Origin of the sequence: Arthrobacter sp. MA-N2 (genome assembly GCF_000517125.1) — a bacterium.
GTDB classification, from domain to species: Bacteria; Actinomycetota; Actinomycetes; order Actinomycetales; family Micrococcaceae; genus Arthrobacter; species Arthrobacter methylotrophus.
This window is the reverse complement of the sequence record NZ_KI912155.1, coordinates 3,304,801-3,325,518: the sequence shown is the minus strand read 5'-3', so window position 1 is coordinate 3,325,518 and position 20,718 is coordinate 3,304,801. Positions and strand designations below refer to the sequence as shown.

General features: G+C 64.1%; 23 protein-coding genes. 15 read left to right on the top strand and 8 right to left on the bottom strand.

Translation table 11 applies throughout. From position 1 onward, the window contains the following. The first annotated feature begins 13 nt into the window (after positions 1 to 13). The 11 genes from fdh (at position 14) to A3M3_RS25585 (ending at position 9,982) form a co-directional block, all read left to right on the top strand. Positions 14 to 3,259, top strand: a complete 3,246-nt coding sequence (gene fdh / locus A3M3_RS0116325; protein ID WP_028267221.1) for a formate dehydrogenase — start codon at positions 14 to 16, stop codon at positions 3,257 to 3,259. Continuing rightward, positions 3,256 to 4,074, top strand: coding sequence for a 4Fe-4S dicluster domain-containing protein (locus A3M3_RS0116320; RefSeq protein WP_028267220.1), 819 nt, complete (start codon positions 3,256 to 3,258; stop codon positions 4,072 to 4,074). The genes fdh and A3M3_RS0116320 overlap by 4 nt, the downstream gene beginning before the upstream one ends. Then, positions 4,071 to 5,003, top strand: coding sequence for an NrfD/PsrC family molybdoenzyme membrane anchor subunit (nrfD, locus tag A3M3_RS0116315; protein ID WP_155854406.1), 933 nt, complete (start codon positions 4,071 to 4,073; stop codon positions 5,001 to 5,003). The genes A3M3_RS0116320 and nrfD overlap by 4 nt, the downstream gene beginning before the upstream one ends. A 1-nt stretch (position 5,004) precedes the next feature. Further along, positions 5,005 to 5,538: a hypothetical protein gene (locus A3M3_RS25595; protein WP_035741933.1), complete on the top strand. Its 534-nt coding sequence runs from the start codon at positions 5,005 to 5,007 to the stop codon at positions 5,536 to 5,538. A 9-nt stretch (positions 5,539 to 5,547) separates the two neighbouring features. After that, on the top strand, positions 5,548 to 5,838 hold the full coding sequence (locus tag A3M3_RS0116305) for a monovalent cation/H+ antiporter complex subunit F (RefSeq protein ID WP_035741932.1): 291 nt from the start codon (positions 5,548 to 5,550) through the stop codon (positions 5,836 to 5,838). Beyond that, the gene (locus A3M3_RS25590) at positions 5,835 to 6,140 is read left to right on the top strand and encodes a monovalent cation/H(+) antiporter subunit G (RefSeq protein ID WP_035741930.1); all 306 of its coding nucleotides are present in this window, start codon (positions 5,835 to 5,837) and stop codon (positions 6,138 to 6,140) included. The genes A3M3_RS0116305 and A3M3_RS25590 overlap by 4 nt, the downstream gene beginning before the upstream one ends. Continuing rightward, positions 6,137 to 6,427 (top strand): Na(+)/H(+) antiporter subunit B, encoded by a 291-nt coding sequence (locus A3M3_RS0116295; RefSeq protein ID WP_028267217.1) that lies wholly within the window; start codon positions 6,137 to 6,139, stop codon positions 6,425 to 6,427. Before A3M3_RS25590 ends, A3M3_RS0116295 begins: the two co-directional genes overlap by 4 nt. Continuing rightward, the gene (locus A3M3_RS0116290; RefSeq protein ID WP_028267216.1) at positions 6,424 to 7,212 is read left to right on the top strand and encodes an MnhB domain-containing protein; all 789 of its coding nucleotides are present in this window, start codon (positions 6,424 to 6,426) and stop codon (positions 7,210 to 7,212) included. Before A3M3_RS0116295 ends, A3M3_RS0116290 begins: the two co-directional genes overlap by 4 nt. Then, a complete protein-coding gene (locus A3M3_RS0116285) occupies positions 7,209 to 7,556 on the top strand; it encodes a sodium:proton antiporter (protein WP_028267215.1) in 348 nt (115 codons plus the stop codon). The genes A3M3_RS0116290 and A3M3_RS0116285 overlap by 4 nt, the downstream gene beginning before the upstream one ends. Positions 7,557 to 7,560: 4 nt before the next feature. Continuing rightward, a complete protein-coding gene (locus A3M3_RS0116280) occupies positions 7,561 to 9,402 on the top strand; it encodes a complex I subunit 5 family protein (protein WP_028267214.1) in 1,842 nt (613 codons plus the stop codon). Between the two features lie 193 nt (positions 9,403 to 9,595). Further along, a complete protein-coding gene (locus A3M3_RS25585) occupies positions 9,596 to 9,982 on the top strand; it encodes a hypothetical protein (RefSeq protein WP_035741927.1) in 387 nt (128 codons plus the stop codon). A gap of 79 nt (positions 9,983 to 10,061) precedes the next feature. On the opposite strand, the gene A3M3_RS25580 is transcribed toward A3M3_RS25585, so the two are convergent. Then, positions 10,062 to 10,256: a hypothetical protein gene (locus A3M3_RS25580; protein ID WP_035741925.1), complete on the bottom strand. Its 195-nt coding sequence runs from the start codon at positions 10,254 to 10,256 to the stop codon at positions 10,062 to 10,064. 190 nt (positions 10,257 to 10,446) lie between these two features. Here A3M3_RS25580 and A3M3_RS25575 point away from each other — a divergent pair, with 190 nt between their 5' ends. After that, complete coding sequence (locus A3M3_RS25575; RefSeq protein WP_035741922.1) at positions 10,447 to 10,719, top strand: DUF1508 domain-containing protein; 273 nt, start codon at positions 10,447 to 10,449, stop codon at positions 10,717 to 10,719. Between the two features lie 38 nt (positions 10,720 to 10,757). Here the strand turns inward: A3M3_RS25575 and A3M3_RS0116260 are convergent, their stop codons facing one another. The 5 genes from A3M3_RS0116260 to A3M3_RS0116240 all read right to left on the bottom strand — a co-directional run bounded on the left by A3M3_RS0116260 (position 10,758) and on the right by A3M3_RS0116240 (position 16,896). Beyond that, positions 10,758 to 10,982, bottom strand: a complete 225-nt coding sequence (locus tag A3M3_RS0116260) for a hypothetical protein (RefSeq protein WP_028267213.1) — start codon at positions 10,980 to 10,982, stop codon at positions 10,758 to 10,760. Positions 10,983 to 11,419: 437 nt separating this feature from the next. Continuing rightward, positions 11,420 to 12,829: an aldehyde dehydrogenase family protein gene (locus tag A3M3_RS0116255; protein WP_028267212.1), complete on the bottom strand. Its 1,410-nt coding sequence runs from the start codon at positions 12,827 to 12,829 to the stop codon at positions 11,420 to 11,422. Between the two features lie 52 nt (positions 12,830 to 12,881). After that, positions 12,882 to 13,409 carry a hypothetical protein gene (locus tag A3M3_RS0116250; RefSeq protein WP_155854405.1) on the bottom strand — a complete coding sequence of 176 codons (528 nt, stop codon included), beginning with the start codon at positions 13,407 to 13,409 and terminating at the stop codon, positions 12,882 to 12,884. A 26-nt stretch (positions 13,410 to 13,435) separates the two neighbouring features. Beyond that, the gene (locus tag A3M3_RS25570) at positions 13,436 to 14,950 is read right to left on the bottom strand and encodes an APC family permease (RefSeq protein ID WP_051423235.1); all 1,515 of its coding nucleotides are present in this window, start codon (positions 14,948 to 14,950) and stop codon (positions 13,436 to 13,438) included. Then, a complete protein-coding gene (locus tag A3M3_RS0116240; protein WP_051423234.1) occupies positions 14,947 to 16,896 on the bottom strand; it encodes a primary-amine oxidase in 1,950 nt (649 codons plus the stop codon). The genes A3M3_RS25570 and A3M3_RS0116240 overlap by 4 nt, the downstream gene beginning before the upstream one ends. A 100-nt stretch (positions 16,897 to 16,996) precedes the next feature. Between A3M3_RS0116240 and A3M3_RS0116235 the strand changes: the two genes are divergently transcribed. Both A3M3_RS0116235 and A3M3_RS25565 read left to right on the top strand, forming a co-directional pair. Further along, entirely contained in the window at positions 16,997 to 17,632 is a 636-nt protein-coding gene (locus A3M3_RS0116235) for a TetR/AcrR family transcriptional regulator (protein ID WP_028267209.1), read from the top strand. 86 nt (positions 17,633 to 17,718) lie between these two features. Further along, positions 17,719 to 18,138: a hypothetical protein gene (locus A3M3_RS25565; RefSeq protein WP_051423233.1), complete on the top strand. Its 420-nt coding sequence runs from the start codon at positions 17,719 to 17,721 to the stop codon at positions 18,136 to 18,138. Between the two features lie 20 nt (positions 18,139 to 18,158). Here A3M3_RS25565 and A3M3_RS25560 read toward each other — a convergent pair whose 3' ends face one another. Continuing rightward, positions 18,159 to 18,386, bottom strand: a complete 228-nt coding sequence (locus A3M3_RS25560; RefSeq protein ID WP_231497288.1) for a hypothetical protein — start codon at positions 18,384 to 18,386, stop codon at positions 18,159 to 18,161. Positions 18,387 to 18,633: 247 nt separating this feature from the next. Here A3M3_RS25560 and A3M3_RS25555 point away from each other — a divergent pair, with 247 nt between their 5' ends. After that, the gene (locus A3M3_RS25555) at positions 18,634 to 20,118 is read left to right on the top strand and encodes an MFS transporter (RefSeq protein WP_081736840.1); all 1,485 of its coding nucleotides are present in this window, start codon (positions 18,634 to 18,636) and stop codon (positions 20,116 to 20,118) included. A 10-nt stretch (positions 20,119 to 20,128) separates the two neighbouring features. Here A3M3_RS25555 and A3M3_RS25550 read toward each other — a convergent pair whose 3' ends face one another. Then, positions 20,129 to 20,590, bottom strand: coding sequence for an Hsp20/alpha crystallin family protein (locus tag A3M3_RS25550; protein ID WP_035741916.1), 462 nt, complete (start codon positions 20,588 to 20,590; stop codon positions 20,129 to 20,131). Between the last annotated feature and the right edge of the window lie 128 nt (positions 20,591 to 20,718).

Sequence of the window (20,718 nt, the reverse complement as noted above, 5' to 3'; positions counted from 1 at the left end):
CTGGAGGCGCCCGATGGTGAATCCCTTGCAATGGCCCGTTCTGCGTCAGCTCCTTGAACACGACCCCACCGGCAGACATCATGCTGCCAAGTCACCCGCGACTGAACGGCTCACCGCCCGGATTGCGACGGCCGACCGGGTGGTGCCCTCGGTCTGCCCGTTCTGTGCGGTGGGCTGTGCGCAGAACGTCTACGTCAAAGACGAAAAGGTCATCCAGATCGAGGGCAACCCGGATTCGCCCATCAGCAGGGGACGTCTGTGCCCCAAAGGCTCCGCGTCGCTGCAATTGACCACGGGGGAATCACGCGAGAAGCATGTGCTTTATCGCCGTCCCTACGGCACCGACTGGGAACGCCTCGATCTCGACACGGCGATGGACATGGTCGCCCGGCGGGTCGTGGACACCCGGCGTCGGACGTGGGAGTGGGAGAAAGAAGGCGTCCGGACCCGGCGGACACTCGGCATCGCGAGCCTGGGCGGGGCGACGCTGGACAATGAGGAGAACTACCTCATCAAGAAGTTGTTCACCTCGCTCGGAATCGTCCAAGTGGAAAATCAGGCCCGGGTGTGCCACAGCTCCACTGTGGCCGGCCTCGGCACGAGCTTCGGCCGGGGCGGGTCGACGACCTACCTGCAGGACCTCCAGCGGGCGGACTGCATCATTATCCAGGGTTCCAACTTCGCCGAAGCACACCCCGTCGGCTTCCAGTGGGTGATGGAGGCCAAGGACCGCGGGGCCAAGATCATCCACGTTGACCCGAGGTTCTCCCGCACCAGCGCTTTGGCCGACACCTTCGTGCCGATCCGGGCCGGCACCGACATCGCGTTCCTTGGCGGCCTGATCAACTGGGTCCTCACCCATGAGGCCTATTTCCGCGAGTACGTCGTCAACTACACCAATGCAGCCACCATCCTGCGGGACGATTTCCGCGACACCGAAGACCTTGACGGCCTGTTTTCCGGCTTCAATCCCGAGGGACCCTCCTACGATCCTGAGAGCTGGCAATACGAGGGAGCCAACGTTGCCGCTTCCTCCGGAGAGCGGGAGTCGCAGGCGCACGAAGAGGGAAGCACGCTGGGGGAGTCCGGTCACGCCCATTCCCATGGTTCCGGCGGCCCGTCGCTCCGCGGCCATTGGCACCGGGACGAAACGCTGCAGGACCCGCGGTGCGTGTTCCAGACGCTGCGTCGCCACTACGCCAGGTACACCCCGGAGATGGTCGAACAGATCTGCGGCGTGCCGCAGGAGCTGTTCAACGAGGTAGCGGAAGCAATCACCGCGAACTCCGGCCGCGAGCGCACCACCGCGTTCGCCTACGCCGTCGGATGGACCCAGCACACCACCGGCGTGCAATACATCCGGGCCGCCTCGGTCCTGCAACTGCTGCTCGGGAACATCGGCCGGCCCGGCGGCGGGATCATGGCCCTCCGCGGCCACGCGAGCATCCAAGGCTCCAGCGACATTCCGACGCTTTTCGACCTCTTGCCCGGATACCTGCCGATGCCGCACGCCGAGCAGCATATCGACCTGGACGGATACATTGCGGCCGACGCGGCGGAGCGCGGCTTCTGGGCCAACATGCGCGCCTACACGGTCAGCCTGCTCAAGGCCTGGTGGGGAGACGCCGCCACTCCGGAGAACGATTTCTGCTTCGACTACCTGCCCCGGATCACGGGGAGCCACAGCACCTATGACACGGTCGCGGCCCAGCTTGACGGAAGCTGCAAGGGATATTTCCTCATGGGCGAGAATCCCGCCGTCGGTTCGGCCAACGCACATTTGCAACGCGCGGGCATGGCCGAGCTCGAGTGGCTCGTGGTGCGCGACTTCTCCTTGATCGAAAGCGCTACGTGGTGGAAAGACGGCCCGGAGATCGCCACGGGACAGATGCGGACGGAGGACCTTGCCACCGAGGTGTTCTTCTTCCCGGCTGCCGCCCACACCGAAAAGGCCGGCAGCTTTACCAACACCAACCGGCTGCTCCAGTGGCGCGAGCAGGCCATCGAGCCCGAGGCGGACCGCCGCAGCGATCTGTGGTTCATGTGGCACCTCGGGAATCGAATCCGCGGCCTCCTTGCGGGATCGAGCGACCCGGCCGACCAGCCGGTGCTGGATCTGACCTGGGATTATCCGACCGTCGGAAGCCAGGCTGAGCCGGACTCGGACGCCGTCTTCGCTGAGATCAACGGCACGAAGGCCGACGGTACGCCCCTTTCGGCGTACACCGAGTTGAAGGACGACGGATCGACGTCGTGCGGCTGCTGGATCTACTGCGGATGCCGGTCCGACGGCGTCAACCAGGCTGCGCGCCGGAAGCCCCACAACGAGCAGGGCATCTCGAGCCGCGAATGGGGCTGGGCCTGGCCGGCAAACCGCCGGGAACTCTATAACCGGGCCTCCGCGGACCCGGAGGGGCGCCCGTGGAGCGAGCGGAAGAAGCTCATCTGGTGGGACGAGGAAGCCGGGAAATGGACCGGCGACGACGTACCGGACTTCGAGCCGACGAAGCCGCCGTCCTATCGCCCCGACAAGGATGCGATGGGCACGGAGGCGATCTCCGGCGTCGACCCTTTCATCATGCAGGCAGACGGGAAAGGCTGGCTCTACACGCCCTCGGGTCTGGTCGACGGACCAATGCCGGCCCATTACGAGCCCCAGGAGTCCCCGTTCGAGAACATGCTGTATGGCCAACAGCGGAACCCGGTGCGCAAGCTCATGCCCCGGGAAGGAAACCGGTACCACCCCAGCGGGCGGGACCCAGGGGCGGAGGTATTCCCTTATGTGCTGACCACCTACCGGCTCACCGAGCACTTCACCGCAGGGGCCATGACCCGCTGGCTGCCGTACCTCGCGGAACTCCAGCCGGAGTCCTTCTGCGAAGTCTCGCCCGAGTTGGCCGAAGCACGCGGCCTGACGCACAAGGGCTGGGCAACCCTCGTCTCGGCCCGGGGCGCCATCGAAGCCCGTGTCTTGGTAACGCACCGAATGAAGCCGCTCATGGTACAGGGGCGTGTTGTCCACCAGATTGGAATGCCCTACCACTGGGGGCCAAACGGCCTGTCAAAGGGAGACGCCATGAACGAGCTCTCTTCCATCGCTATGGATCCGAACGTCCACATCCAGGAGGTCAAGGCGCTGACCGTAGACATACGTCCCGGGAGGCGGCCCCGGGGGCAAGCTCTGTTGTCTCTGGTCAAGGATTACCGCTTGCGGGCCGCCATTGACGAGAACACCGGAATTGAAGGAGCGAAGGCATGAGTGTCACGCAATTGGGAATGCCGTCGATCGGAGTGCCGCGCAAGGGTTTCTTCACCGACACGAGCCTGTGCATCGGCTGCAAAGCGTGCGAGGTGGCGTGCAAGGAGTGGAACTCCGTGCCGGCAGACACCGCGCTCGAACTGAGCGGTGAATCGTTCGACAATACCTCCGCCTTGGGCGCGAATTCATGGCGGCACGTCGCGTTCATCGAGCAAAAAGTCCCCGCCACGGATCCTTCCGCGAACGACGGCGTCAAGTGGCTGATGTCCTCGGACGTCTGCAAGCACTGCACCCACGCCGCGTGCCTGGACGTTTGCCCCACCGGTGCGCTGTTCCGCACCGAGCACGGCACCGTCGTCGTACAACAGGACATCTGCAACGGGTGCGGCTATTGCGTTTCCGCGTGCCCTTACGGAGTGATCGACCAGCGCCCGGAGGATGGCCGGGTATTCAAATGCACGATGTGCTACGACCGGCTCGGTGCCGGCGAGGAGCCCGCCTGCGCGAAGGCCTGCCCCACCAAGTCCATCCAGTACGGCGAACTCGACGAGCTACGCGAACGGGCGGATGCCCGCGTGGCCGAGTTGCACGAACGCGGCGAAGAAGGCGCCAGGCTGTACGGGCACAACCCGGAAGACGGGGTCGGCGGGGACGGCGCGTTCTTCCTGCTGCTGGATGAGCCCGAGGCGTACGGCCTGCCCCCGGACCCGGTGGTGACCACGAAGGACCTGCCGGTGATGTGGAAGCGCGCCGCGGGCGCCGCAGCCGGACTTCTGCTCGGCGCCGTCGCCGTTTTCTGGGGAGCCAAAAATTGAGCCCGCGCCGGAAGCATCCCGAGGAGTTCACTTCCTACTACGGCCGGCCGATTCTCAAGAAGCCGACATGGAGCGCGGTAGACATCGCGGGCTACATCTTTGCCGGTGGATTGGCAGGGGCGAGCTCCATGCTGGCAGCCGGAGCACAGCACAGCGGTAGGCCGTCGCTCGAGCGGCGCTCCAAGGTCTTGGCCCTGACCGCGATTTCAGCCTCTGCGGTGTCCCTCGTGCATGACCTTGGGCGCCCGGAACGGTTCCTCAATATGCTGCGCATGGCCAAGCCGACGTCGCCGATGAGTATGGGTTCCTGGATCCTTTCCATTTATGGCCCGCTGGCCGGGGCGAGTGCCGCATCCAACGTACTTGGCATCCTGCCGCGTGCCGGCCGTGCCTGCGGAGTCGGCGCAGCCGTGGCCGGGGCTGCCGTTGCCACCTACACGGGCGTGCTGCTCGCCGATACCGCAGTGCCCACATGGCACGACGCCCACGAAGTGCTGCCGTTCGTCTTCGCCGGGTCCGCGGCGGCCTCGGCCGGGGGCGTCGGCGCCGCCCTTGCTCCGCTCTCCGAGGCCGCTCCCGCACGCCGCATGGCGGTGGGCGGGGCAGTGGTGGAAACGCTCATGAGCTTCAAGATGGAGCGCAGCGGCCAGCTGTCCACCGAGACCCTGCACCAGGGCCGCGCGGGGACGCTCTTGCGGCTCTCGAAGGCTTTCACCGTCGGAGGGGCCGTCGCACTCGCCTTGGGCGGACGCCAGTCGCGCCTCCTCAGCACGATGGGTGGCCTTCCCGTCGCCGCCGGCTCGGCGCTGCTGCGGTTCGGAGTGTTTGAAGCCGGCGTCGCCTCGACGCTCGATCCCAAGTACGTCGTCGTGCCGCAACGCCAACGCGCCGACGCTGCCGCGCAGAAGACGGATTCGGTGGGTGTGTAGCGTGAAGGCGAACCGGGAGCGAACCGGACCCGTACGCAGGTTTTTCGGTCTCCCCACCGCACGCGGAGTCTCCGGAGCGCTCGGGGAGCTTGCTTTATGGTGGCTGGCGGGAACGCTCTCGTGGCTCGTCACGGTAAGCACTGTGACGGTCCCGGAAACGGTGACGGCCGTGTCGACTGCGCTGCTCGGCGCAATGCTTGCCCGTATGGCCAGACGGGCCATGGGGTTCCAGGCCGCAGCGCAGGGTATCTGGCTACGCTGGGCTGCCCTGGTCCCGCTCGCGGCCGTGACCGACACGGTCCGCCTGGCAGGCTGGCTTACGGGCCCGCAGGAGGAAACCCTGGGCGAGCAGCCGATGCCGGGAACCCGGCAACCCCGGGGAAGAGGATGGCGGGCAGGCGCCATGATCGCACTGTCGGCAACCCCCGGATCCGTGGTGTTCTCTTCCGACCCGGTCATGAACCGGATCCGTGTTCACGTCCTGGCCTCCGGTTGGCCGGACCTTGAACGGCACATCGCGTCAGGCACCGGTTAAGGGCCATGAATGGATGTCACAATCGTGTGGTCGGCCGCGACCTTGGCGCTACTGCTCTTCGGGGTCGCGCCTAGCCTCTTTCTGGCTGCTCGCGGAAGCAACGTCCAGCGACTGGTGGGACTCCAGCTCCTTACCGGCTCCGGCGTCATGGTGCTCATCGGCCTCTCGATCATCGCCGGTCAGTCCTCGTACCTGATCGTCCCCCTTGCGCTCGCCGCCCTTGCCGCTACTGGAACGCTTGTGTACACCAGGCTCTTGAAACCGGGCATTGACGGGCAACAAACAGTGGAGGAAGAATGACTGCCGCCTTCTTTGAAGTGATTTTCGCAGGACTGGGCGTCCTGACAGCCGCTTTCGGCTGTGTCGGTGCGGCAATGGCGCGCGAGCCCCTCGCGAGGCTGCACTTCCTGGCTCCCGTGACGACGCTCGCCGTCCCGCTTTTCTCGATCGCCGCGGTGGGCTACTTCGGCTTCTCCCTGGGAAGCGCCACCATCATCCTCATTGCCCTGGTGGTCGCTTTCAGCGGGCCCGCAGTGACGATCGCGGTCGGAAGGACGCTCGCCGACGAGCGCGGACTGGACGTAGGGAGGTCTCCCGAATGAACGAGGGAATCCTCAGTAATGTCTTGATTGCCGTCAGCCTCACCCTCGTGCTTGCCGGGGCCGCGGCCGTCGTATTCACGCGCCATCCTTCAAAGCAAGCCGTGGTCCTGTCGTGCTACGGGCTGCTGCTCACCATCTTGTTTGTCGTCCTCCAAGCACCCGATGTGGCCCTCAGCCAAGTGGCGATAGGGACAGCGGTGGTTCCCTTGATCGTGGTTCTCTCGATCCGGAAGGTCTCGGCCATCCGCGCGCACCACCACCTGGAGGAGGGAGAGGAGGGTACATGACACGGCGGATCCGCCTCATCGTTCTCGGCGTCGGCATCGCTGCGTTCGCGGCGGCGATGTTGCTCGCGTTCACCGGTATGCCCCGATTCGGCGGAGACGTCCACGCTTATCGCGACGCGGCCGTCGCAGCAAGCTACGGACATGACACCGCCAACGCCGTCTCGAGCATCAACTTCGACCAACGGGGTTTCGATACTTTCGGGGAGGAGACCATCCTCTTCTGCGCCGTCGTCGGCGTCGCGGCGCTGCTGAGGCCAGTCCACCGCGAACGACGGCGGGAGGTCAGCGATGCGGGCCACGTGCTGGAGTCGACGGGCCTCCTTGTCTACGTACTTTTTCCTCTGACAGTCGTGCTTGCCGTGAACGTGGTCGCCCACGGAGCCGTCACCCCGGGCGGCGGATTCCAGGGCGGCGTCATCCTCTCAACCGGAATCCACTTGCTCTATGTCGGCGGCCGCTACTCCCTCCTGCGCAAGCTCCGGCCCCTGGCGTGGTTCCAGCAAGGCGAGGCGCTCGGCGTCGTCCTGTTCGGCGCGCTCGGAATCGCCGGCGCGGCACTCGGCTCGGCCCTGTTCGCGAACGTCATCCCGCAAGGCCAGCTTAGCGATTTCATCTCGGCGGGAACGGTACCCCTCTTCAACGTCGCCGTGGGGATGACCGTCTGCAGCAGCGTCGTCGTCCTGCTGGCCAGCTTCCTGGACCAGGCGCTCGCGATCCGAGCCGAGCGGGGGAACGGTTCCGGGCCCGACCCGCGCTCCGGACCAGAGGAGGGCACAGCCTCGTGAACCACTACGCATACTTTGTATCGGTGGGCGTCATGCTCCTTGGCGTGGCGGGGATCGCCACGAGCCGCAACCTGGTCCACACCGTTGTTTGCCTTTCCGTCGCCCAATCGGGCACGTATGTGCTGCTCATCGCCGTCGGCTTCCAATACGGCGGAGTGGCGCCTATTTTCGGCGGCCAGGTGGGCAGTCGCACGCCGGTGGTCGATCCGGTGGTCCAGGCACTGACCCTGACGGACATTGTGGTCTCGGCCGCGGTCACCTCGATGCTGCTCGCGCTCGTGATTCAGATCGCCAAGCGCCATCGGGCGATCGATCCTGACCGACTCGGTCGACTGGAGGGCTGAGCGGGTGCTGCCCGGGACCGTCGCCGCATCGCTCATGCCCACGGTCGTGATCGTCCTTATCCTGGCCGCGTGCGGCCTGATGTCCTTGGGGCCCCACCTGCCCCGGCGCTTCGCGGATGTCGTCTCCTTGGCCGCCACCGTGGCCGCGTTGACGCTCGAGGCGCTCATGGTGGTGCCGGCCGGCAGCGCCCGCCTCGTCTACTGGATGGCCGCGTGGCAGCCCGAGGGCGGGCGCGCCGTCGGAATCGCCCTGGTCGGAGACCAGTTCAGCATCGGGATCGCCCTCTTGGCGGCAGGGCTCATGATCGCTTCCCTCGTCTTCTCGTGGCGGTACTTCGAGTCGGACACCGTCCATTTTCACGGACTAATGGTGCTATTCCTGGCCGGCATGACAGGGTTCGCGTTTGCCGGTGATGTCTTCACCATGTTCGTGTTCTTCGAGCTGATGGGAGTCGCGGCCTACGCCTTGACCGGGCTCAAGAGCGAAGATCCCTCCGCTGTACACGGCGCCATCAACTTCGGCATCGTGAACTCGCTGGCCGCCTACTTTTCGCTTATGGGTGTCGGCCTCCTCTATGCCCGTACCGGAAGCCTGAATCTTGCAGCCATCTCCCAAGAGCTGCTTGGCGACCGGAGCCCACTGATTGCGATCGCGTTTGTCCTGTTGTGCGCAGGGTTCCTCGTCAAGGCCGCGATCGTGCCGTTCCATTTCTGGCTCGACGATGCCCACGCAGTCGCTCCCTCGCCCGTATGCGTGCTGTTCTCGGGAGTGATGGTCGAATTGGGACTCTACGGCGTGGCCCGGATCTACTGGGAAGGCTTCAGCGGCACCCCGATCGCATCCGCGGCACAGGTCCTTTTCGCCGTGCTGGGCATCCTGACCGCCGTCGTCGGCAGTACCATGTGCTTCCTCCAAAGGCACGTCAAGAGACTGCTCGCCTACTCGACCATCGCCCACATGGGTGTTTTCCTCGTTGTCCTCGGAGTCGCTTCCGCGGATGCGTTGGGAGGAGTCGCCGTCTATGTCCTCGGCCACGCCGCAGTCAAAGGCTCCTTGTTCCTGTTGAGCGGACTCACGCTGAACAGGTACGGCAGCGTCGACGAATACACCCTCCACGGGCACGGGAAGGACTCCAAAGTTCTGGGGATCACCTTCCTGGTGGCCGGCGCCGCACTGGCTGGAGCGCCGCCGTTCGCCGTCGGGCTCGGCAAGGGCATCGCCGAACACGCGTCATCAAGCGCAGGACAGTTCGGGGTCACGGTGCTCATGATCGGAGTCTCGGCCGTGACGGCCGGCGCCGTCTTGCGCGTTGGCGCCCGGATATTCCTAGGCATCGGCGGACGCCCAGCCGGGGTCGAGGCAGAGGGGATGAGCGGCGACGAGGAACGCATCGAAGTGCCGATCGGTCAGCGGCACATTCCGCCGTCGATGGGGGCGCCGGCCTTGGGACTGCTGGCGTGCGCGCTTGTCTTGGGGGTCCTTCCTTCGGTCGGCGGTGCCGCCCAACAGGCTGCCGCCCGGTTCATGGACAGGGCAGGCTACGTGACGGCAGTGCTTGACATCCCCGGCCCGTATCTGTCGCACGTCGCCGCGGGCGCCGTCTGGGAGCCGACGAACATCGCGCTGGGATTGCTCACGACGGCGCTCGCCGTCGGAATTGCCGGCGCGGCGCTTCACGGCCGGCGTCTGCCTTCCGCGCTGCGGCGCCCCTCGGAAGCGGCCCAGCCGACCTTGCGAATCCTCCGGCGTTTGCACTCCGGGCGCGTCGGCGACTATGTCGTGTGGCTGCTCGTGGGCCTGGCGGCGGGGTGGGCACTGCTGATCAGCCAAGGCGCGTGGGCATAGCCCCCGACCGCCGCCACACTTGCGAACCACGCCGCTACTCGGAGGTTTCAATGAGTCAACACGGGTGGTTGACAAGGGCAACCGGGGCCCTTAAATTTCTGACTATTCAGGGAGATTTCTGGTTTTTGGTTCAGATTGTTAGCTGTAGCGACGACGATTCAGCATTTAAGCTGCCAAAGCACAGGGAGTCACGATGTCGAAAATACCATTGGACAACTTCCTCAATGAGTGCGTCTGCACGGATTCGGAAGCGGACGGCCTGAGCCTCGAAGAGCTGTATGGGCTCTACCTCAGTTGGTGCCAGCTGAGAGATTCGGAACCCGTCGATGCCAGGACGTTGCGGGCAAGCCTCCGCGCTGCCGGTGTCGCTCCGAGCCATCGCGGGAAAGCGTGCCCGGGATTGGTGATGGTGGGACCGGCGGCGTGCGACTACATCGTCCACCGGGAGCTTCCACTTGCGACCTTGGACACGCAGGACGGGGGCGCTCCACAAATCCGGTCCCGGCGTACCGGTGCTCATCCGATGCCACTCCAAGACCGGGAATCCGCGAACGAGCGGGATGCGGCGCCGGCTGCTTGAGGTGACGGCTTGAGGTCGCGCTCTTAGCCGCGGGCGAGCCCGCCTGATTCGCTGATTCGCTGGAACCGGGCGGGCTGCTTCATTCAGGTAATTTCTCCCGAGCCTCGCGCTGTTGCCGCTCGAGCTTGGCTTCCGCATCGGTTCGCCTCTGGCCCACGATGCGCATCTGGTGCGTGGTCGGGTGTTCGTATTCCTCCACGAAAGAGCCCCTGTCCCTGAGAGGGTCGCGGTCGACTGCGGGGGACGGGAACTTTTCGTCTCGATTTTCGTCCATACAAGAAATGGTCCCACCACACAGCGGTCTCCAAAAGAGGTCTTCCGAGGAGCGCGCGCCTGTATTGTTCGGCGCCGGAGTGCGGCGGTCCGGTCCGGCCAGGTTCGTGGTGCGGGGCTGGTCGGCAACCACGATACTAAGTAAACTTAGTAGATTATTTTTCAGGAGTGTCGAACAGGAGGTAACGATCATGGCAGGCCATCTGGAATTGATGGATGCCCCGGAAGGCGGCTACCGGGTGGCATTGGTGGATAAGGATGATTTTCTTGTGGCGATGTCCGTGACGTTCTCCGATGGCGGTGCCGCCGCCAGGGGGATCGCCAGCATTCGGGAAATCGCCGGGACGGCCACCGTCAGGGACCGCAGGCACGGACACGACGAGATGGCCTCTGCCCGGAACCGCCGTGCGTTGTCTTCGCCTGCGGACGCCGAAGAAAGATACGGGCAAGCAGCCGGGGGTTGATTTGACCTTGTAGCAGGCAGGCTGGACGTGCGTGGCTACTACATTAGCCATTGCACGGTGATGTTCATGGCGAGCAAAGCATTTGTCAGGGGGGCGATGACCATAGAGTCAGCCTCCATGCGATGTAGCGTGTCGAGGAATTCGTCCATCTGGACAGTGGTGAATCCGCCGTCCCGAAGTTGCTGGATGGCGAGGTCTTTGTTCTGATTCCTGGTGTTGCTGAACCGGGGGTTAACCTCCAGCGGCATCGGTTCGGTATCCATGGTCTTTACTCGCCCCTTGGTTCCATGCGGAAGAAAGCCCAGCGCCTCCGTAATTATTGTTGCATGCAGGATACTACTATCCGGAGATCTGGGGGGCAGCTAGAAAAGCCCCCCACCGCGCGCACGCCCGCCGGATACCGAGCGCCGCCGAAGGCAGGACGACCATGCCCTGCATCCAATAGCACTGGGCCATGAGGGAAGAGTCGTCAGCTCCGGGTGAGATAGCCAAGGAAGTGGCCCTTGATCCTCGCCGGGTGCACTGGATGGAACTCTTTTTTCGACCTTGTGTTTGTTGCCTTTGTTGGGAACTGGCGCGGGGGATTCACGGGGAATCGCCGGCTCGATCGCGACCGAGCCCCAACTGGCTCGCAGTTGTTGTCGTTCTGGGGGCTCAGAACGACAACAACTGCGAGCTAGTTGGGCTGAACCGCGTGTGCTTAGCCGTTGATGATCTGCGGCACGCCGAGGGCTTTGAGGCCTTCGACGCCGAATTCGAGGCCGTAGCCGGATTGCTTCGCGCCGCCGAACGGGATGCGGGGGTCCACGGCGCCGTGTTTGTTGATCCACACGGTTCCGGCTTGCAGGCGGGCGGCGACGTTCCGGGCCTCGTCGAGGTTGGCGGACCAGACGGAGGCGCCGAGTCCGACGTCGAGCGCGTTCGCTTTGGCGATGGCGTCATCGATTGTGTTGTAGCGGACGATGGGCAGGGCCGGGCCGAACTGTTCCTCGGCAACGAGGGGGTTGTTGTTGTCGATGTCGGCCACGAGGGTGGTGGGGTAGAAGTTGCCGGGTTGGCCGTCGTCGGGGTTTCCGCCGAGCAGGATTGTGGCGCCGGATTCGCGTGCTGCGTCCACAAGCCGGGTGACGATGTCGAACTGTTGCCGGTTCTGCAGCGGGCCGAGCACGTTGGCCTCATCTAGTCCGTTGCCCATGGGCATTGCTGCGGCAACCTTGGTGAGTTCGGTGCACACGGCTTCATAGAGCGAGTCGTGGACGTAGAGGCGCTTGAGTGCCGCGCAGGTCTGGCCGGTGTTGATGAACGCGCCCCAGAAGAGGCCTTCGGCGATCGCTTTCGGGTCGGCGTCGGGCAGGACGATGCCGGCGTCGTTGCCGCCGAGCTCGAGGGTGAGGCGTTTGACCGTGTCCGCCGAGGAGCGGATGATCGCTTTGCCGGTGGCGGTGGAGCCGGTGAACATGACCTTGCCGATGGAGGGGTGTTCGGCCAGGCGGGCGCCGACCTCGCGGCCGCCGGAGACCACCGTGAGCAGGCCTTCAGGAAGTTCCTCGTTGATGATCGCGGCCAGTGCGAGGACGGACAGCGGGGTGTATTCGGAGGGTTTGACCACCACGGCGTTGCCCATGCGCAGGGCGGGGGCGATCTGCCAGACGGTGATCATCATGGGCCAGTTCCAGGGACCGATCGCGCCCACGACGCCGATGGGCCGGTAGTGCAGTTCGGCGCGGGTTTCGCCGTCGTCCACCACGGTTTCCGCCTCCAGCGGCGTGGCGGCGGTGGCGCGCAGCCACGCGGCGCAGGCGCCGACTTCGAAACGGGCGTTGGGGCCGTTCAGCGGCTTGCCCTGCTCGCGGGAGAGCAGCCGGGCCAGTTCTTCGGCGGAGCGTTCGACGGCGTCGGCGGCCCTCATGAGCGCGGCGGACCGGGCGTCGTGGCCCAGCGCAGCCCACGCGGGCTGGGCGGCAGCGGCGGCAGCGACCGCGGCCTCGAGGTCCTCAACGGTGTGAACGGGGGCCTCGCCGACGGCGGTGCCCGTGGCGGGATCGAGGATGGTCCGGGTTTCTCCGGTGGTCGGGGTGATTGAAGCCAGGAGGGCGTCGTAGCTTTCCAAGGGTTTACTCCACTCTGAGTTGGTTGGGTTTCTAAGGAGAACGGTTGAGGGGTCAGACGGCCATCAGGATCATCGCGCCCAGGGCACCAGCCGAAGACAGGGCCTCAAGCGATGCAGACGCGTGACGACGGTGTGCGCGCCCGTTTGGCCGGACTGTTTGGGTCGAAAGGACGATTGAATACGCGATGACTGCTGCGGCAAGGGCTAACGCCAGGACCGGATTCGCTCCACCAAGGCCCGAGTGCTCGTGTGCTGGCTGGATTGCACCGGATGATGCCTGGGGAAGGGTTGTTACGAGAATGGCGAACATTGCCACGATTGACATGGAGCGGTGAGTTTCCATGCCGTTGCGGCGATTCCTGGGCAGAAGCACCAGCGGGAGTGGGGAGCTCAGGAGCAAGAGAAGGCCCCACACGACGCCCGGAAGAATGCCCGGCCCCATGGTGGTGTCCGTCATCGCTACGAGCATGAGCGCCATCGGCCCCCACTGGCTGAGGTTCCTGACCGGGCCTTCGCGCATCGGGCTCCAGATTCCGACGGCGCAACAGGCCAGCATGATGATCGAAAGTGTTGTGTGCATGGTGTTCACCGGTCATCAGTCCCGCGCTACAAGTCTTCTTCGTCCCCAAGATGGACGGCTGCCGGACCCTCTTCGCCGTGCCCGATCCGCCGGTACACGGCGGGATTGCTCCGGCGGAGGCGGAGGCCCCAGACGATTCCCGCCAAGCCGGGCACGATGATCGCGGCCGGCAGGATGAACGTCAGCACATTGCTCTCGTTTTGCCCCAGCAGGACGTTGAAGTTGACCACGATCAGAACGAAAATCACGGCAAGGAGGAGGAAACCCAAGGCAGGGGCGATTGCCCGGGTCCAGATTCCGGCGTCATGCCTGTTCTTGCGGAAAAACCCAATGACCGCCAGCGAAACAACGGTCATCAGGAGGACAAGCCCCATGGCGCCGTCATTCGTCAGCCACGTGAACATGGTCAGGACCGGGTAGAGGTCACCCAGCGTTGATCCGGTTCCCGCGATGGCGAAGGCCACCGTGACCACGACGGCGATAACCGTCTGGGCTATCGAGCCGGCGTAGGGTGCGCCGCTGTGCCGCCGTACTGCACCCAGCCTTCGGGGAAGGACCTGCTCCCGGCCAAGCGAGAAGAAGTAGCGGGCCGCGGCGTTGTGGAAGCTGACGAGGGCTGCAAAGAGGCTGGTGACGAAGAGCAGGCGGGCCAGGTCGGCGAGAAGGACTCCGGCGTGGTCGCTGAGGAAGCCGAACATCAGGTCCGGTCCTTGTTTTGCGGAAGCATCGACCACCGCGGACGGTCCTGTGCCAACGGCCATGGCCCAGGAGGAAACAGCGTAGAACAAGGCGATGATGGCGACGGCCGTGTATGTGGCCCGGGCGACAGTGTGCTTTGGGTCCTTGCTTTCCTCACTGTAGATCGCGGCCGACTCGAATCCCATGAACGCCGCGATACCGAAGGACAAGACAGCCCCGACGCCCGGTACAAACAGGCTCTGCGGAGTGAGCGGCGCTCCGCTGACTCCCTCGGGTGCCACGACGAAGGAGACGACGTCGTAGACGATGACTACGAGGAACTCCAGGCCGACGAGCACCCCGAGGACCTTTGCCGACAGGTCCACCCGGTTCACGCCGAGGAATGCGACGACCGCGATGCACAGTAGCACCGGAATCCACCAAGGAACTGTCACGCCGAAGCGTTCGTTGATCAGGCTCGAGACGGTGAAGCCGAAGAGCCCGTAGATGCCGACTTGCATCAGGTTGTAGGCCATCAGCGCCACCATGGAAACCCCGACGCCGACGGGCCGGGAGATGCCCTGCGCCACGTAGGAATAAAAAGCGCCGGCATTCACGACGTACCGGCTCATCGCCGCGTATCCGACCGCGAAAACCGCGAGGGTTCCGCCGAGCAGGAGGAAGGACAGCGGTACGCCTGTGACCCCGGTGACGGCGAACGTCGTCGTGACTCCGCCGGCGAGGACGGTGAGCGGTGCCGATGCTGCGATGATCATGAAGGTCACCGCCGGGACGCCGAGACGGCGCCGATGGTGATGCGGGTGACCCACCTCAGTGGTCTCTTTCCCGGTTGTTAAACTCATTTCTGGGCCTCCAAATGGCAGTGGCCGCCTTCAGAGGGCTTCGACGCGGGGACGTCGAGGACGGGGCTCCGATCGAAGAAACCCTCAGGGCGCAATTTGAATCCCACCGTGTCGACCGGCATGATCGGCCAGTCCTCCGGGCGGGGAAAGTGGGTCAGCCCGAAGGTATGCCACACGACGATGTCTTGTCCGTCAATATCCCTGTCATCGGAAATGTAGGACGGCAAACCGGCTCCTCCGGAATGCTGGTTGACGAAGTCGCCGCTGGGGTAGCGCTCTTTCTCGTCGTAGCGGGTCACCCACAGGTCCTTCGTGGCGAATGCTGCGCGCCGGGCGATGGATGATTCCGGATCAGCCAGCAGCATGGGATGCCCTTGTCCGTGGAGTTTGTACCCCACGGGGTCGCCCAAGCGGTTGAGTGATTCGGGATTCGAGATGACCCAGGCGCGCCCGGCCGCCATGTCTGACTCCCGAACAGCCTCGGATTCGCGCTTGAGTACAGTCCGACGGCGCGCGAAGGCGTTGCCGCGTTCGTTGCCTTCTCCCATGGGTACGCGAACGGCGTCCTCTTCCTCCACCCGGTTCGTCAAGCCGTCGATGGCGAAGTCCAGACGGGCACTGAAAAGGTGCTGGTGGAAGGGAGCCCCAAGCCCAGGGGCAAGCTCCGAGGCGTAAGGGTAGCCCTTCCCGGGATGGGCGCTGGTGAAGACGACGCCCGTGGCCTTGGCTTCGAACTCGATGGTGCCGTCGAGGTAGAGATACCAGTAGAAGCCGTAATCGTAGTTGCCGATGGTCGTGAAGAAACTGACGACGAGCCTGCGGTTCCTGCGCGTGTAGTTCACGCCGCTCCAGAGGTCGCTGTGCTTGGCGAGGATGCTCCAATCCTCCTCGTGCATGCAGATTCCATTGCGTATCTCGCGCGGCCGTCCGAACGCATCGCTGACCACCGGGCTGAGGTAGGTGATTTCGCCCAGGCAGTCGCAACCGAGTTCCAGGGAGTTTGCGTACTGGCCCACGAGGTACTCGCCGGTGTCAAAGTAGTTCTGCCAGGAGCGCACAGGGGAGGGGTCGCCGTACGGCACTACCATTTCGGCGATGGAAGCCCGCTTGAGGATACTGCGGCGGCGATCGCCGTCGTCGAACGCTACATTGTGGAGGACAACGCCTTCCCGGATATCGAAGCCGATGTCGAGGCTCCACTTTTCCCATTCGACGTGGTTGCCGTTTTGGACGGTAAAGCTGGGCCCTTCCGGCTGGGTGATGTGGATCGGCTTCTGGGTGGTGCGCAGCGGTCCGGTCAGTTCCGGGTCCGTGAAGTTGCCGTGCTCGGCCGGGACCGGAACGATCCCGAAATCCAGGACCTGATCGACGGTCTTGCTGACGACGTCGACGTAGGCAACCAGTCCGTCCACCGGGTGGGCCCAGGCGCTGTCCTCTGGGAAGTCCTGAACGAAAGCCAGGCCGCGGAGGATGCGGCGGCCCTTCTCTTCGGGGTATTCGAAAACCCCGGCGGACAGAGGAGCAACCCGCACTTTGCTGACATCGAGATTGCGGTCAGCCAGGGCCTTGAGCCATCGGGCATCCTGGGCGAGGATCTCCTCCACCACTTCGAATTCTTCTTCGATGACCGGAAGTTCGCCTGTGACGGACGTGTCCAGCTCTACTTTTGTGACCACTTCCTGGTGCGTCACGGAAACGACCACGTCATGTGCCGATCCGGAGGAAACGTCGTGCAGGAAAGCTCTGAATCTGCGGTCCACGGCTTCCGCTTCCCGCGAGGGGTCAAGCAGTCCCAGGTATGCGACGCGGGTGGTGTCGTCGAAAAGCCCGGCCTCGGCAAGGATCGCCCTGACCGCCGCGATGTCCTCGGCGCTGGTCATTGCGTAAGGAGACAGCCCGGTATCCGCGGCCGTGTCGGTGATTTCTGGAGAGGAAGTTGTGCTCATGGAAGGCCTTTGTGAGTGGCGATTTATTTTCTATGTATGTAGAGAATAGCATCGTGTAATCTAAGTCACAACGGTTGTAGAAAAAAGATTTGGGGAACGCGTGCCGAAGATCGTAGACCACGACAAGCGCCGGGTTGAGCTGGTCGAAGCCACGTGGCGGATCATCGCCGCACGGGGAATCGAAGGTGCCACCATGCGCGAAATAGCCACGGAGGCCGGCTTTGCCAACGGTGCATTGAAACCGTATTTCCCGAGCAAGGACGATCTGCTGACGTTTGCTTTCGCCCACGTTTTCAACCAGACGAACGCCCGCATGGGCAGCTCGACTGCCCACTTGCACGGACTGTCGGCATTGCGCAGCTATTGCCATGAAATCCTGCCGCTCGATGCCGACCGGCTCAACGAGGCACGGATAGCCATCGCCTTCTGGCAACGCGCACTGACAGACCCCGCGAAGGCCGCGTTGCATGATTCCTCGATGGAGCAGTGGCGCGAGTCGCTGTTCGCGAAGCTCCGTGAAGCCAGGGATCTTGGTGAACTGAAGGAGGGACTGAACGACGACGACATTGTCGGCGGGATCATGACGTTCGCCCTCGGTGCCCAGATCACGGCCACACTGACGCCCGAGCATCACTCTCCGGAACAGTTGAAGTCCCAATTGGAGGCTTACATCTCACTCATTTCATCCGAGAGTGGTGCGCTTGTGGAGACCGGTGGCTCGAAGGGTTCCGCCTAGCGATAACTCCTGTTGTCCCATAGCGCCCCTCGCTAGACTTAAGTGGCGCCGAATTGACGCAAAGTTGATGCGGGAAAGGCACGATCATGACCGACAGCAGCAGCGGCGTCGACGAACCCACTGAAGACGAGAAGGGCGGAGGTTCCGGGGAGCCGGAGCTCCGGGGCCGGTACGTCGAGGGCGACTACGGAAAAACCGGGACGCAGCCCGGCCGGCATTCGGAAGACGAAGAAGGCCAATACAGCGAAGGCGACTACGGCACCGCCGGCACCGAAGGCGGCTTGCCCGAACCCTTGGGCAGCAAAGCCCAGGAATCCGGCCGTTACGCAAGAGCAGATCTGGGCGACGCCGGAACGGTTCCGGGACGCACGGCGGAATCGGAAATCGGACAATACGCCGAGGGAGACTACGGTGCGGACGGATCCGTGGGTCCCCTACGCAAATCGGCCGGCACCCCGGCGACACCGGATGAACCGGCACCTTTGGATGAAGAGGGCGGCACCTGACGGCGAAGCCGTCCCGTCGACTACTTCGGCCGGGCAGGGCCTCCCTCAGCCTTGGCCCGGATGAAGCTGAGATCCTCGGGGGACAGGCTGACCTGGCTGTGCTGATCGGAGTCCGGAGTAATGCCGGTTTCCTGGTGGATTATTTCCGCCATGGTGCGGGGCAGGACGACGCATCCGGGATTGTCGGTGAGCCAATGCCGCGTTGCGGGGCTGAGCCTGTCCCAGTTCTCCCTGATGTTCATCTGCATTGTTGAGACCTAACTGAGTGGGGTGCCGACAGGGATGCCGGACGAGGGAAAGATGCCGGACGACAGAGCGCCGTTGCAGGTGCCGGAGACTTAATCAGGATACGTCGCGGCATGGACGAATGACAGTCTCCCAAAGTCCCTTGCCTCCCATTCGAGGAAGTCTCCGGGGAACCGGGGGATGTGGCCAGGCAAGGAGACTACGCGAAGGGGTGGTAGTTGTGATGAGCGTTCCAATCAGGACCACGCAATGACAACTCCAAGCGAAGGAGTAGGCTTCCGTTCCAAGCGCGGCCCGGTTCTCATAGCGCTGATGCTGTCGAGCGGCCTCGTCGCGATCGACGCCACCATTGTGGCGACCGCCGTGCCTTCGATAGTGCACGACGTCGGCGGGTTCTCATCGTTCCCTTGGCTCTTCTCTGCGTATTTGCTCGCGCAGGCAGTCTCGGTTCCGGTGTACGCGAAACTCTCCGATATGGCAGGCCGCAAACCGATCATTCTCACGGGCATCGGACTCTTCCTGCTCGGATCGATCCTCTGCGGGCTCGCGTGGAGCATGCCTACCCTCATCGCCTTCCGCGTCGTGCAGGGCTTGGGTGCCGGCGCGGTCCTGCCCGTTGCCATCACCATCGCTGGCGATATCTACTCCTTGGCAGAGCGCGCGAAGGTGCAGGGGTATCTCGCTAGCGTGTGGGCTGCCTCGTCAGTGGTAGGGCCGACCCTCGGCGGGGTGTTCTCTTCGCTCGGCATTTGGCGCGGAATCTTCTTTGTCAACATTCCCTTGTCCTGCGCGGCTGCGTGGATGCTGGTCCAAAGGTTCCACGAGAACATCGAGCGCATAAAGCACCGTGTCGACTACTTGGGAGCGGCTCTTCTCACAGTCTGTTTGACGTTGGTTCTCCTCGGCGCCTTGGAGGGTGGGCAAGCGTGGGCCTGGGATTCCCCGACCAGCATTGCCGTGTTCGCCATTGGTTCAGTCCTGCTTGGTGTCTTCGTCCTGGTTGAGCGACGCGCGGCCGAACCGGTCCTTCCCCCGTGGGTCGTGTCGAGGCGCCTTCTCATCACCACAGCACTGATCTCCTTCGGCGCAGGGGCAATAGTGCTTGGCCTCACCTCCTACGTTCCCACTTTTCTTCAAGGTGCGCTTTCGGTCTCGCCTGTTCTGGCGGGCCTGTCCCTCGCGGCCCTGACCATTGGCTGGCCTATCAGCGCCTCGCAATCGGGACGTTTCTATCTTCGAATCGGGTTCCGGGCAACTGCGTTGATCGGGGTCACGGTCACACTTATCGGTTCGGCGGCCCTCGCCGTCACCGCCTATACGCCGAACGTGGTGCTGGTCGCAGCCAGCTGCTTCGTCGCCGGGCTAGGGCTCGGGTTCCTCGCTACGCCGAGCCTGATCGCAGCCCAGTCAAGCGTCGATTGGAGTGAGCGCGGGGTAGTGACGGGCACAAACCTCTTCGCCCGGTCCATTGGCAGCTCCTTGGGCGTGGCCGTCTATGGAGCGGTGGCAAATGCGATCTACGCCGGCAGTCCCGGCGGCGGGAAGGATTCGCAGGCGATCGTATCCGCCTCTGCGGCGATTTTCTTCGCCGTCCTGGTAAGTGCCGCGCTCACCGTCGCCGCGGTCCTCGCCATGCCGTCCACAGCGCCTGATGCTCGCGCTTCGCAGGGCATGGCTCCGGGCGCGCAGCTCCAAAAGGCCCGGCCACCCAACGTGCAGGAAGATGACCCCTAGTTTTGCCTGCTCAGGTGACGTAGTTCTCTGGATCTTCCGGAGACTGATGTGCTTCGTGGCTACCCGTACGGACCACCCTTATTTTGGTGGTCTGGGACTCGGACTGTTCGGGAACCCGGATACGGATTTCGAGGACCCCGTCCTCGTAGGTGGCAAGGATGCCGTCTTGGCTCACCCCGCGGGGCAGCGGGATGCTCCGGGACCGTTCGCCGTAACGGAGCTCGCTGCGGTAACCCTTCTTATCCAGGTGTTCGGCATTCTCCTCGCGCCGGGCCTGGATGTGCAGTGCGTCGTCGGCGACGCTGATGTCAACGTCCGTCTCAGGGTCGATTCCCGGCAGATCGATTCTCACCACCAGAGTGTCCCCCTCCTGGTATTGCTCGATGCGAAGCGAAGGATCGGATTCGCCTTGAAGGAAACGCCGGACGGGCTCAGGGACTTCGAGTCCGCCGCGTCGGAGAAAGTTGTCCATGATGACCTCCTGGTAGTTGCCGACTGCCAGCCAATTCAGGTTTGTCGGGATGAGAAAAAACTACGCCCAGCGTGCTCGCGTGGATAGCCCCAGCATCTCCGGGCACGTTTTGGCTCGGCCTCAGGACC